Origin of the sequence: Caproicibacterium sp. XB2, from assembly GCF_044880635.1 — a bacterium.
Lineage (GTDB): Bacteria > Bacillota > Clostridia > Oscillospirales > Acutalibacteraceae > Caproicibacterium > Caproicibacterium lactatifermentans.
The window spans coordinates 716795-728954 of the sequence record NZ_CP173227.1; the positions used below are offsets into that span (position 1 = coordinate 716795).

The 12160-nt window shown below is 47.4% G+C and carries 12 protein-coding genes; 9 read left to right on the plus strand and 3 right to left on the minus strand.

The annotated features are described in order from the left end of the window. Window positions 1-19: 19 nt before the first annotated feature. Together ACIHKT_RS03415 and ACIHKT_RS03420 are read right to left on the minus strand one after the other, a co-directional pair. On the minus strand, window positions 20-1096 hold the full coding sequence (locus ACIHKT_RS03415) for a glycosyltransferase (RefSeq protein ID WP_086035551.1): 1077 nt from the start codon (window positions 1094-1096) through the stop codon (window positions 20-22). A gap of 3 nt (window positions 1097-1099) precedes the next feature. Then, a complete protein-coding gene (locus tag ACIHKT_RS03420; RefSeq protein WP_174193284.1) occupies window positions 1100-2365 on the minus strand; it encodes an HlyC/CorC family transporter in 1266 nt (421 codons plus the stop codon). A gap of 684 nt (window positions 2366-3049) precedes the next feature. Between ACIHKT_RS03420 and rpsU the strand changes: the two genes are divergently transcribed. The 8 genes from rpsU (at window position 3050) to ACIHKT_RS03460 (ending at window position 8901) form a co-directional block, all read left to right on the plus strand. Then, window positions 3050-3226 (plus strand): 30S ribosomal protein S21, encoded by a 177-nt coding sequence (gene rpsU / locus ACIHKT_RS03425; RefSeq protein ID WP_086035553.1) that lies wholly within the window; start codon window positions 3050-3052, stop codon window positions 3224-3226. A gap of 79 nt (window positions 3227-3305) precedes the next feature. Continuing rightward, window positions 3306-3821 (plus strand): YqeG family HAD IIIA-type phosphatase, encoded by a 516-nt coding sequence (locus tag ACIHKT_RS03430; protein ID WP_086035554.1) that lies wholly within the window; start codon window positions 3306-3308, stop codon window positions 3819-3821. A 6-nt stretch (window positions 3822-3827) separates the two neighbouring features. Continuing rightward, complete coding sequence (aroQ, locus tag ACIHKT_RS03435; protein ID WP_086035555.1) at window positions 3828-4268, plus strand: type II 3-dehydroquinate dehydratase; 441 nt, start codon at window positions 3828-3830, stop codon at window positions 4266-4268. Between the two features lie 95 nt (window positions 4269-4363). Then, complete coding sequence (gene efp / locus ACIHKT_RS03440) at window positions 4364-4921, plus strand: elongation factor P (protein WP_086035556.1); 558 nt, start codon at window positions 4364-4366, stop codon at window positions 4919-4921. A 91-nt stretch (window positions 4922-5012) separates the two neighbouring features. Beyond that, the gene (locus tag ACIHKT_RS03445) at window positions 5013-5465 is read left to right on the plus strand and encodes a CD1247 N-terminal domain-containing protein (RefSeq protein WP_086035557.1); all 453 of its coding nucleotides are present in this window, start codon (window positions 5013-5015) and stop codon (window positions 5463-5465) included. Between the two features lie 301 nt (window positions 5466-5766). Then, window positions 5767-6375 (plus strand): Crp/Fnr family transcriptional regulator, encoded by a 609-nt coding sequence (locus ACIHKT_RS03450; RefSeq protein ID WP_404352763.1) that lies wholly within the window; start codon window positions 5767-5769, stop codon window positions 6373-6375. 150 nt (window positions 6376-6525) lie between these two features. Next, window positions 6526-8457 carry a nucleoside-diphosphate sugar epimerase/dehydratase gene (locus tag ACIHKT_RS03455; protein WP_236849657.1) on the plus strand — a complete coding sequence of 644 codons (1932 nt, stop codon included), beginning with the start codon at window positions 6526-6528 and terminating at the stop codon, window positions 8455-8457. A gap of 237 nt (window positions 8458-8694) precedes the next feature. Continuing rightward, a complete protein-coding gene (locus tag ACIHKT_RS03460) occupies window positions 8695-8901 on the plus strand; it encodes an alpha/beta-type small acid-soluble spore protein (protein ID WP_086035559.1) in 207 nt (68 codons plus the stop codon). Between the two features lie 64 nt (window positions 8902-8965). Here the strand turns inward: ACIHKT_RS03460 and ACIHKT_RS03465 are convergent, their stop codons facing one another. Continuing rightward, window positions 8966-9361 (minus strand): BofC C-terminal domain-containing protein, encoded by a 396-nt coding sequence (locus ACIHKT_RS03465; protein ID WP_157658918.1) that lies wholly within the window; start codon window positions 9359-9361, stop codon window positions 8966-8968. 138 nt (window positions 9362-9499) lie between these two features. On the opposite strand from ACIHKT_RS03465, the gene ACIHKT_RS03470 reads away from it, so the two are divergent. Then, entirely contained in the window at window positions 9500-11953 is a 2454-nt protein-coding gene (locus ACIHKT_RS03470; RefSeq protein ID WP_086035561.1) for a transglycosylase domain-containing protein, read from the plus strand. Window positions 11954-12160 lie beyond the last annotated feature (207 nt).

A 12160-nucleotide genomic window follows, 5' to 3' on the forward strand; every position in this document is an offset into this window, starting at 1 on the left:
TCTTTTGCTGTTTTAACAGCTATTTTTTCTTTTTGAATGGCAAATGCAACTTTTTTCTCCCGCTTAGTACAGTGGGAAATAAAACTGTATGCCTGTCAGTATTTGGCTTTTCCCCGGACGTTTCGGTATGATAAAACAGCGGACAGGCTTTCCACAGAAAAATGCGGTTTCGCAACACAGGGTCCGTCTTGCTGCCGGTCAGCAGCAGCTTATCATAACCGTTTTGCTGCAGATACAGGTGAATCGTGCTGCGGCGAAACCCCTCATTCAGCAGGGTGTCAATGCAGGACAAAACTGTTTTGGGAATATACTCCTCTTGAAAAAGCGCCATGAGTTCTGGTGTACCGCACGAATATGTATGTAGAATGTCCAATACACGAACCATAGCATCCACTTTTTGCAGGACAGCGGTCCCGCGGCTGTGGCCGTCCGGCATCTGCGGCAGTTCATGTGCTGTGCCACGCTCCAAAAATACGGGGGACTGATACACGGTATCTGCCATAAATAGACAGCGCAGCAAAAATTCCTCCGCATAGCCGCAGCGGCATTCTTCCGAAAAAGTGATTCCGTTTTTCACAAGAAATTGAGAGCGAATCAAGACAGCGGAAAGGTCAAGCGCCAAACTGCCTTTCAGCAGCTGCCGAGCAAAGTCCGTTGTATCCGGTCCGGCACCGGGCAGCCGCTTTGCAGCATGACTGGCGGCTTCCGGTGTCCAGCAGCCGAAAATCAGGTCAGCGTGTGTGCGGGCGGCGGCCTGACAGTAGGCTGGCAAACTGTTTTTATAAAGCTTGTGTGCAAACAAAAAAGAAACATAGGTGCCGTTGGCACGTGCCAGCCCCGTATTCAAACCGGCGGCAACAGTGGTATCACCGTTTTGCATGACGCAGCCGCACAGGTCCTCTGCGTGCAGGGACTGAACCGCGGCTAGGACCGTGTTATCGGTAGAACCAATATCAATCATAATCAGTTCCGTTTTCGGCAACTGTTTTATCTGTGTTGCCAGAAAATGCATCAAGTCCTTCATTCCTGTTTCTGCATTTTTAATAGGCAGGATTAGGGACAGCGAAAAACGAGGTGTTGCTTCTTCGTCGGACACAGGTCAATCCTCCTTCTTCTGCAGGGGCCGCCTGTTCTGCACAACAATCTGCACAGCATGACGGGCAGAAGTTTTTGTTACAGTAATGATATTGTCGCCGTATACAAAGGAATCTCCTACGGCAGGAATTTTTCCAAGCTGTTCCATTATCCAGCCGCTGACGGTCATATAGTCAAAATCCTCTGCATCCAGTGGAATGCGGAAATACGTAAAAAAGTCATCCAGGTCGGCACTGCAGTTGACGGCATAGCGCTGGTTGCCAACTTTGCGGAAATATTGAATTGCCTGGTCGTGCTCGTCCCAAATTTCACCGACCAGTTCTTCTACAATGTCTTCAATGGTTACAATGCCCTCTGTTCCGCCGAACTCGTCCACTACAACGGCCATGTGTGTTTGGCTCTGCTGCAGTTCATGCAGCAGGTCGCTGACGGAAATGCCGGTTCCGACATAAATGATTTTTTTGATAATGCCGGAAATGGAAGTCATGCCGGTGTGCAGCCCGCGAAAGAAGTCTTTTTCGTGAATCATGCCAATGATATTGTCAATGGTTTCTTCATAAACCGGAATGCGGGAAAAGCCGTTGTGCAGGAACAAATCCGTAATTTCGTCCAAAGAAGCATCTTGGCTGATTGCCACCACGTCTACGCGCGGTGTCAGAATATCGCCGGCGTCCAGGTCGTTGAATTCAATAGCGGAACGAATCAAGTCACCGTTGCGTTCGTCAATGCCGCCGTCACTTTGCGCTTCGTCTACAATCGTCATCAGGTCATCCTGTGTCATCTTTGCCTCATCTGGGTGCTTGAACGCATGGGACAGCAGCGCTTTCCACAAAGAAAACAGCCAGTTCAGCGGGGTAAAGAGTGTAATAAGTCCATGCAGGACGGGTGCAACCGCCATAGCATAGCTGTCGGCAAATTCCTTTGCCAGCCACTTCGGTGTAATTTCCCCAAAAATCAGGACCACTATGGTCATAACAGCAGTGGAAATGGAAACGCCGTTCGTACCCAAAAGATAGGTGAAAAAAACCGTTGCAACAGAAGAAGCCAAAATATTGACAACATTGTTTCCTATTAAAATAGTGGAAAGCAGGTTGTCATAATTTTCTGCATTGCGCAGCGTCAGGGCGGCACGCTTATTACCGTCATTGGCCATATTCTTAATGCGGACGCGGTTTAGCGTATTATAGGAAGTTTCGGATGCCGAAAAAAAGGCAGACAGAAGAATGCATAAGATAATGACCAGCAATTCCCCTATCATTGTGTTGCTCATATTGGCTGTCAGTCTCCTATTTCAAAATAAACGGTTAAAAGTCTGTAACTGACATAAGTTTAACAGGTACAGGAAAGAAATGCAACAGGGAAAAGAATTGAAAAAACAGGACTTTTGGCCAAAATAAACGGCTGCTTTTATCTGCATTTCCGTCTTACAGCATATGTCCGTTTCGCTCCACAGCAATGCCGGAAAGTGCATAATCTGTACCGGCAAGGTACTGCGTCAGTGTTTTTCCGTCAGTGCTGATTCCTTTTCCGCTCATTTTGGTCACAGTGCAGCCCTCTTTCTGGTAATAAAACAAAAAATACCGCACAAAAGTTTACACTTGTGGAGGCACATCCTTTTATGTGAATTTATGTCCCAAATTTGCCAGAAGAATAGCATAATGACAACGTATGTCAAGCGGAATTCGTGAAATTGTTGTGAAAAATGAATTTTTATGGCCGCATTTGTTTAAACTATATAAATTCCATTTTTTTATTGTTTGGCTTTGCGGCAGGTAAAAGCACCGCTGCGAAAGTGGACCGCTGCCGGTCAGTTATTTGCAGGTTTCGTATAATAAAAGGTGCTTTTCTGGGGACAAGGGCTTGACAGCCGTTTTTTTAGTCGGTATAATATTTGATATGTAACAGGTATTGATTACAGTAACCCCTGCCTTTTGGCGGATGGGAGGGAAAATACATGGCTGAAGTTCGAGTGAAAGACAATGAATCTCTGGACAGTGCTCTGCGCCGGTTTAAAAAACAGTGCGCTCGTTCTGGTGTGATTGCCGAAGTCCGCAAAAGAGAGGCTTATGAGAAGCCTTCTGTTCGGCGGAAGAAAAAATCCGAAGCAGCCCGTAAGCGCAGATATAAGTAAGTTTTATCTGCCATCGGTTTCTTAGGCACATGGAAAGCGGGCTTAATGCCCGCTTTTTTCTCGCAAAGGAGGCACTTCCATGGCGCTGAAAATGCCCACCTGCTCTGTGGATCGGGTTACACAGATTACACCGCATCTGCTGCAGATGCTGGGCGTCAGTGCGGTTCTGCTGGATGTGGACAATACGCTTTCTCCGCCGGACAGTCCTGTCCCTTTCCCCGGAACTGTGCAGTGGGCACATGAAATGACGCGTCAGGGTTTTCACCTGGTGATTGTTTCTAATAACTTTCGCCGGCGGGTAGCTCCCTTTGCGGCGCAGTACAGCCTTCCGTTTGTCAGCTTTGCCATGAAGCCGCTGCCATTTGGCTATCTGCGTGCACTGCATACACTGAAAATTCCCCGTTCACAGGCCGTTATCGTGGGGGACCAGGTTTATACAGATATTATTGGCGCCAACATTGTTGGTATTCATTCTATACTAGTGACACCCGTTGTTACGGAAGAAAGTGTATCTTTTCTGCGCAGGCGGCGCGGGGAAGTGCCTATCCGCCAAAAATTAAAGGAAACTGGCCGCCATATTCGACCAAAGGAGTGACCGCTGTTGGCAAAGAAAAAAATTTTGCTCCTGCTGGGGCCAAACCTCGATATGGTTGGTGTACGTGAGCAGGGAATTTACGGAACAGAAACAGCAGAAAGCATTGCCCAGGAAACGAAGCGGGCCGCTGAGTCCCTTGGCTTTGAGCTGGCTGTTTATCAATCAAACCATGAGGGTGATTTGATTGATAAGATTCATGCTGTGCGCGGCGTGTATGACGGCTGTATCCTTAATGCCGGTGCGCTGACACATTACAGCTATGCCCTGCGGGACGCTATCTGCTGTGTACATGAGGTACCGTTTGTTGAAACGCATATGAGCAACATTTATGCCCGTGAGGAATTCCGTCACACCAGCGTGATTGCGCCAGTGTGTGCGGGCCAGATTTCCGGGTTCGGTAAAAGGAGCTATCTTTTGGCATTGTATGCCCTAAAGGGAATGCTGTAAAGCCCGTTTTTTGTAAAACAGCTTGAAATTTTGCTGAAAATACGGTACACTAATGAAGATGAATTTGTTATTTATTTGAATTGGAGGATATACCAATGATCTCTGCAGGTGATTTCAGGAATGGTGCGACCTTCGAAATGGAGGGTCAGGTCTATTCCATCATTGAGTTCCAGCATGTAAAGCCGGGCAAGGGTGCTGCTTTTGTCCGCACCAAGATTCGCAATATCGTTTCCGGTTCCGTGACTGAGCGTACTTTTAACCCGAATGAAAAATTCCCAGTTGCATATATCGAGCGCAAGGATATGCAGTACCTTTACAATGACGGTGACCTTTATTACTTCATGGATACCGAAAGCTATGAGCAGATTCCGATTAGCAAGGACATTCTGGGCGATAGCTTTAAGTTTGTCAAGGAAAACATGGAATGCAAGGTTCTGTCCTATAAGGACAACGTTTTTGGCGTAGAGCCGCCAAACTTTGTTGAGCTGCAGATTACCAAAACGGACCCCGGCTTTAAGGGTGATACTGCTACCAACGCAACTAAGCCTGCCACTTTGGAAACCGGCGCAGAAATCAAAGTTCCTCTGTTTATTAACGAAGGCGAAATGATTCGTATTGACACCCGTACAGGTGAATATATGGAGCGCGCATAAGCCATACTTGCTGTAGAGCGGCTTTGCTTTTTGTGGGACCGCTTGCACTTACACATATTAAAGAATTTGGTCATGATAAAGGAGGTTCCTTATGACAGTCACCGAGAAAGTTGCGTATATCCGTGGCCTGGCCGAAGGGCTGGAACTGGACGAAAACAAGAAAGAAGTCAAGGTCATCAATGCCATTATTGACCTGCTGGAGGACCTTTCCGAGTCCATTACTGACACAGAAGATGTTGTAACGGACGTGGAAGGTCAGCTGGATGAGGTAGATGAAGACCTCGGCAATCTGGAACGCTTTGTTTATGGCGACAACGAGTCGGAAGCGGATGATGGCTGCGGTTGCAGCTGTGACGATGGGGACGAGGATGACTACTATGAGGTAACCTGCCCAAATTGTCATGAAACAATTTGTCTTTCTCAGGATATCGTTGAAGACGGCCAGATGGAATGCCCCAACTGTGGGGAAGTTCTGGAGTTTGACTTGGAAGATGACGATGAGAATTCTGACGAGGACGATTCCGCTGAAGAAGACAAGGACTAAAAAGTATGGGATACTTGTAAGAATGCAGGCACTGCCCACGGGAAATGTCCCGCAGGCAGTGCTTTTTTGTTGCACAACTTGACAAAATGCGGGACACGGAGTACTATATAAATCTGAGTATTGTATTATATAATACAAATTGGAAGGATTACCCGTGCACCAGATAACAAAGAAAAGCCGATTTTTTGGAATGCTATGCAGGACAGCATTATTTCAGGACGTTTCCCCAAAAACAGCGCGTGCTGCCTTCGGGGATGATGGGTGCCGTTGCTTTTCCGTTTCTGCGGGCGAGGTGCTGCCTTTGTGGCGCAGCGTTGGGCTTGTGTGTGCGGGTGAGGTGCGCGCCTACCGATATACTGCGGCGGGCAGTAAAATCTTGCTGAATACGTTTCAGCGGGGTGATTTATTTGGAATGCCGACCGCTTTTTTACAAACATCGGTTCCATTGGCGCGGATTTATGCCAAGCGTACATCAACTATTCTGTATTTGGAAATGTCCTTAATGCGGAAATTGCTTGCGGAGGACGAAAAACTTTCGGAAAATTATATTGCCTGCCTTTCCAGCAAGGTTGCATTTCTGACGCAGCGGCTGGCGGTTGCTTCTGGTGGAACGGCCCAGCAGCGGTTGGCGGCATGGTTGTTGTCACAGCGTTTGAATGAGGACAGCAGCTTGTATTTGCCCTGCAGCATAGCAAATTTGTCCGGCCTTTTGGGCATCAGCCGGGCTTCGCTGTACCGTGCGATGGAAAATTTGCAAAGTGCCGGTCTGCTGCAGCAGCGTGGGCGGCGCATACAAATCACGGACCGCAGGGGAATGGCTGTCTTTTTGGGCTATACAGATTTGGAAAATGTCAATAGGGAAGAGGAACAACTGGAACCGCCTAAAAATCGACGAAGAGAAGCGGACTAGTTCTTTGTCCAGTGTTCTATGAATGAAAGAATCCGCTTTCAGGTGAGAAAACCTGAAAAGCGGATTTTTCTGTTTCATTTGATAAATAAATGTGGTATAATACTTTGGTCGGATTGCGACAATACTGCCTGCATTGGAGATTATCAAAATATGAAACAATCAAACCGGATTTTCCGGAATTTGTCCATGAAAAACCTGATTCCCCAGTTGGTTGCAGACTGCCTGGCAGTATATCTTGGTTATTGGCTGGCTTTTGCACTGCGATTTGATACAGTCATTTTTGACTATTATAACTGGGAAACCTTCACTTTCTGGATTCCATGGCTCATCCTTATTCACATCGGCTGCTTCTTTATGGCGCGCTTTTACAACACACGCTGGGAGTATTGCAGTATCGATGAAATCTTTCAGATCTTTTTGGGTACAACGGCGGCAGCTGCCATCTGTTTCCTGCTGGTTTGGTTTGCCAGCCCGCTGTTTGATGTGCGCAAGTTCTGGAGGAGCATTTACGTCTTTGCCTATGTACTCATTTTTGGGTTGGTATGCCTGACCAGAATTAGTGTACGATTTGTATATCGGTTGCGCCGGTCACACCGCTCCGGAAGTTTACTGGAAGAGTCCAAGCGTGTTATGATTGTCGGTGCCGGTGAAATGGGCTCTATGCTTATCAAGGATATGAAAAGCGCACCGGAAAGCCGCGGCACACCAATCGTCGCCATTGATGACGACCCAAAAAAGCGCGGCGCCCGCATTAACGGTGTTAAGATAGTGGGTGGCCGCCATGCCATTCCGCGCATGGCTGCCCGCTACAATATTGATGAAATTTTGCTGGCAATGTCTTCTGTGCCCCGTGCGGACAAGCAGGAAATCATGCATATCTGCTCTTCTACAGGGTGTAAGCTGAAAACAGTACCTGCCCTGTACGAACTGGTGGAGGGCAGTCCTGCTAGCATGCAGGTGCACGATGTGGACATTACAGACCTGCTGGGCCGTGATGAAATTCACCTGAATACAGAGGAAATCAGCGGCTACCTTGCCGGAAAAACCATTTTGGTTACCGGCGGCGGCGGCTCTATCGGCAGTGAACTCTGCCGTCAGATTGCACACTTTTATCCAAAGAAAATTGTTGTCTTTGATATTTACGAGAATAATGCCTATGACCTGCAGAATGAACTGAAGATGAAGTACGGCGATAAACTGGACCTGGAGGTTATCATTGGTTCCGTTCGCGACAAGGCACGTGTGGAGCACGTAATGCGGATTTACCAGCCGTCTGTTGTTTTTCATGCGGCGGCGCACAAACATGTGCCGCTGATGGAACTCAGTCCCGGTGAAGCGGTTAAAAATAATGTTTTCGGCACTTTAAATGTCGCGCAGGCATGCGACAAATTCGGTGTCAACCGCATGGTGCTGATTTCTACGGATAAGGCGGTTAATCCGACCAACATTATGGGTGCCACCAAGCGTATCTGTGAGCTGATTATTCAGTATATGAGCCGTCACAGTCATCATACAGAATATGCGGCGGTTCGTTTCGGCAACGTGCTGGGAAGCAGCGGCAGCGTCATTCCGCTGTTTAAACGTCAGATTGCGGCGGGCGGTCCGGTCACTGTTACGCACCCGGACATTATTCGCTACTTTATGACGATTCCGGAAGCTGCCCGTCTGGTCATTCAGGCCGGCGGTATGGCACAAGGCGGCGAAATCTTTGTACTGGATATGGGGCAGCCGGTCAAAATTGTCGATTTGGCGCGCAACCTGATTCGGCTTTCTGGATATGAACCGGATGTTGACATTAAAATTGTCTACACGGGTCTTCGTCCAGGTGAAAAGCTGTATGAAGAGCTGCTGCTGGACGCTGAGGGTAAATGCAAAAAGACAGAACATGACCTTATCTACATCGGTTCGCCAATTCGTTTCAATGAGAACAGCTTTTTGTCTGATTTGGAAGAACTGCGTTCGGCTGCAGGAGCGGACAACCATAAAATGGTTGGTATTGTCCACCGCTTGGTGCCCACTTATTCCGGCCATGCGGATAAAACTGACTTGCTGGCTGTGGAAGCGGACAAAGAGGGCGTTTGACAGGGATTTTTATAGGCAGGGCAGCGGCGACCAAAGCCGTCTGCCCTGTTTTTATGGAAGCAGCGTTCATATCCTCGTGAAAATAACAAATTTATAGGTGCATTTTTGCTGGAAAACAGTAAAAATTTCACGTTGACGGCTATATTTGTCAGTTATAAAACACTCCTCTTCACACAAAATAGGAATGCAAACGCAAGAAAAAAAGTTCCTGTTTAATAAAAAAGGAGTGTATTTGAAATGGCTAGCAATTCTAATGGCAGCAACAAACTCGTTGTTCCGGAGGCTCGCGCAGCACTGGACAAATTCAAAATGGAGGCAGCTTCTGAAGTCGGTGTCAACCTGAAGGACGGTTACAACGGCGACCTGACCAGCCGTGAGGCTGGCAGCGTTGGCGGCCAGATGGTTAAAAAAATGATTAAGTCCTATGAGGAAAACGTAAAGTAAATTCGCATTTTCCGGAGCGCCGCACCTTTTGGTACGGCGTTCCTTTACATAAAAAGTTCCCTATTTAGCTGACATAATCTTCTATGATTGTCTGCAGTTCTTCGGAGGACTGCACCGAAATACCACTGCGCAGCAATTCTTGATCGGCTTTTGGCAGGGAATTAACATTTACGTCGAGCACACGAAAAGGCTTGTCCGTCTCTACTCGGAAAATTCCGATTTTTCCATTGTAGGTTTTTACAAGGTATACAGCTTGTTTCCCTGCGGATACGGTGGAGGGCAGGCTCGCTGCTGCCGAGGCGCTGCCTTGACTTGAAAACGGTTTTGAGCTAGAATAAACAGACGTGCTGGATGGCATTTTTTCGGTTTCCCGGCTGCTTTCTGTCATGGCGAGTGACACAACCAGCACGGCCGCTAAAGCAACCGCACACGAGAGCATTCCTATATTTAGCTTTTTCACAGCAATCACCTCTGCTGTATTTTGTACATTATCTGGTAATTTATACATTTTCCATCACGGCGTTCAGCTGGAACCCGTAGAAATAGCTGGGATGCTGGAAAGCCGTTCTGGAACCCCAGCACTGGAGGACAATAAAGCATGAAGAAAACGGACCGGGATACCAGTTTCATCGACGGCCAGCTGCAGGACCGCACAGCAGCAGCCATTGGTGCTTCAGTTTCTCAGATTATTGGCAAAGTTCTGCTTACGCTGCTTGCCATTTTTCTGATTACCCTGTTGATTGTAGGTATTTCTCTGCTTTCTTTCATCTTCAGCATGAAAGATGAGGAAGTAAAGATTAATTTAGCAACCTACAAACAAACTTACACCAGTTACCTGTATGTAAATGGTTCTAATGATGATAAGAATCAGCCGGTACAGAAGCTTTCCCTGCACAGTGGGGAACAGCGCACTTGGGTGGATTACAGCAAGATTCCTACTTATATGAAAGATGCCATGGTATCCATTGAGGATAAGCGCTTTTGGGACCACAACGGGGTAGACTGGAAACGAACATTCAGTGCCATGGCGAATCTTGCCGGTGGTTCCGGCAACTACGGTGGTTCTACCATTACACAGCAGCTCATTAAAAACCTGACACAGGAAAATGAAGTCAGCTTAACACGAAAAGTCAAAGAAATTTTCCGTGCGCTGAATATGGAGAAAAAGTACAGCAAGGAGCAAATCCTGGAAGCCTATCTAAACTGTGTACCGTTTGGCTCTGGTACACAAGGCGTGCAGGCTGCGGCTAACCTATACTTTGGCAAAAACATTCAGGACTGTGACCTTGCGCAGTGTGCCGCTATCGCTGGCATTACGCAGAATCCGGCCAAGTATACACCGCTGGTGCATAGGGACAACAACCGGCAGCGTCAGCAGACTGTGCTGACCGCGATGCATGACCAAAAACGGATTACCGATACCCAGTATCAGCAGGCCGTGCAGGAAAGCAATCATATGACGTTCGTAGGCAAGAAAGCAGCTAATAACAGTCAGGTGTGGGATTGGTATACGGAAGCGGTTATTCGTGATGTGCAGTCCGCCCTTATGACAAAGTATAGCTGCTCTGCCAGCACGGCCAGCAATATGATTTATAATTCCGGCATTAAGATTTATTCCGCAGAAGATCAGGACTTTCAAAAAATTTCTGAAAACTATGTGCTAAAAAGCGGTGTGCTTAGTGATGATACACAAGTGCAGACTGGCTTTTGCGCGGTCGGATATGACGGTCGTGTTTTGGCAACAGTTGGCAGCCGCAATACAAAGAACGGGAACCTTGTCAATTCCTATGCCACTATGCTGAAGTTCCAGTCAGGTTCTTCTGTCAAGCCTATTTCTACTTATGGTCCGGCATTGGACAAGGGCCAAATTACGTATTCTTCACTTGTAAAAGATGAAAAAATTGAGAACTATTTTCCGGACGGCACTGCTGGGCCGAACAACTATAGCTCGGATACACAGTCGTCAGTGCTGCACGGAAATGTAACGGTGCAGGAAGCATTGGCGCATTCCTACAACTGTGCCGCAGCGCAGGTCTGTAGGGCGTATGGAGTCAGCGATAGTTATAACTTTATGGTGCAGAAACTGGGCTTTTCCAACTGCCTGACCAAAGAGGACAGCCAGCTGCTGGGCAATATGGCCCTCGGCGGCCAGACACAGGGTGTTACGGTGCTGAATATGGCAGCTGCCTATGAGATTTTCGGCAACGGCGGAAAATATTATAAGCCTTATACCTTTTATAAAGTGCTGGACCATAACGGCAATGTTATTTTGGACAATACCCAAACAACGCCAGTACAGGCAATTCAGCCGGTGTCTGCTTCTGTTATGAATCGCCTGCTGCGTACAGTTGTGACGGACGGCACTGGTTCTGCTGCCGACATCAGCGGCTGGGATATTGTTGGCAAGACCGGCACTACGGATAAAGATGTAAACAGCTGGTTCGTCGGCTGTACACCGTATGCCTCCGGTGCGGTATGGACAGGCTATGGCAAGAACAAAACATTGTCCAGTACGCAGTATTCCAAGGCCCTATGGCGCGGAATCTTTAAAACTTATCTGGCAACAAAAACGCAGAAAGATTTTACGTTTGATTCAGATATGGTTAAAAAATCCTACTGCAAAGATTCCGGCCTGCTGGCAGGCAGCGGATGTTTGAATATTCAGACAGGTTACTATGATAAGAATAATCTCCCTGCGGTTTGCAGTTCCAGCCATGCGGGCAGTGGTTCTGGAAACGGAATAGGGGAGGAAGACAACGATACCGGAAATAACGGATATAATAACGAAAGCAGCCAATATTCCAGTGACGGTGGAAATTCAAATTCCAGTGAAGCGGACAGTCAGCAGGGTGACACCAGCGAAAACGGCAATCAAAGCGCTGATAGTAAAAATGAAAATGGACAGTCCACTTCCTCTTATACGCATCATCAGTCGTCCTCTTCTGCCGGACAAAGCCAGCAGTCATCTTCCAAACAGCCGGCATCTGACAGCCAGCCCAGTACTTCTCATAAAGGGCAGGAACATGGGACTGCGTCGCAAAAAGGCAAATAAATAGGAACTGCTTTTTGAACAGGGTTCTGCAGATATTTCCTCGTTCTGCAGGTACCCTGTTCTTTTTATTCATATTACTTTAGCAAATAAAAACGCTAAAAGCAGGCAAAGAGGTTGAATCCTGTAAAGAAACATGGTACACTGATAAAGCATTTTATAAATTCGTCCATTTCATATTTTGCCTGTCAGGCTTTTGAAATATCTGTT

What these genes read in the sequence shown, in the direction of transcription:
- ACIHKT_RS03460 (WP_086035559.1), top strand. Translation starts at nt 8,695, where the DNA reads ATGGCTAGCAATTCTAATGGCAGCAACAAACTCGTTGTTCCGGAGGCT.
- ACIHKT_RS03455 (WP_236849657.1), top strand. Translation starts at nt 6,526, where the DNA reads ATGAAACAATCAAACCGGATTTTCCGGAATTTGTCCATGAAAAACCTG.
- ACIHKT_RS03430 (WP_086035554.1), top strand. Translation starts at nt 3,306, where the DNA reads ATGGCGCTGAAAATGCCCACCTGCTCTGTGGATCGGGTTACACAGATT.
- ACIHKT_RS03470 (WP_086035561.1), top strand. Translation starts at nt 9,500, where the DNA reads ATGAAGAAAACGGACCGGGATACCAGTTTCATCGACGGCCAGCTGCAG.
- ACIHKT_RS03420 (WP_174193284.1), bottom strand. Translation starts at nt 2,365, where the DNA reads ATGAGCAACACAATGATAGGGGAATTGCTGGTCATTATCTTATGCATT.
- ACIHKT_RS03445 (WP_086035557.1), top strand. Translation starts at nt 5,013, where the DNA reads ATGACAGTCACCGAGAAAGTTGCGTATATCCGTGGCCTGGCCGAAGGG.
- efp (WP_086035556.1), top strand. Translation starts at nt 4,364, where the DNA reads ATGATCTCTGCAGGTGATTTCAGGAATGGTGCGACCTTCGAAATGGAG.
- rpsU (WP_086035553.1), top strand. Translation starts at nt 3,050, where the DNA reads ATGGCTGAAGTTCGAGTGAAAGACAATGAATCTCTGGACAGTGCTCTG.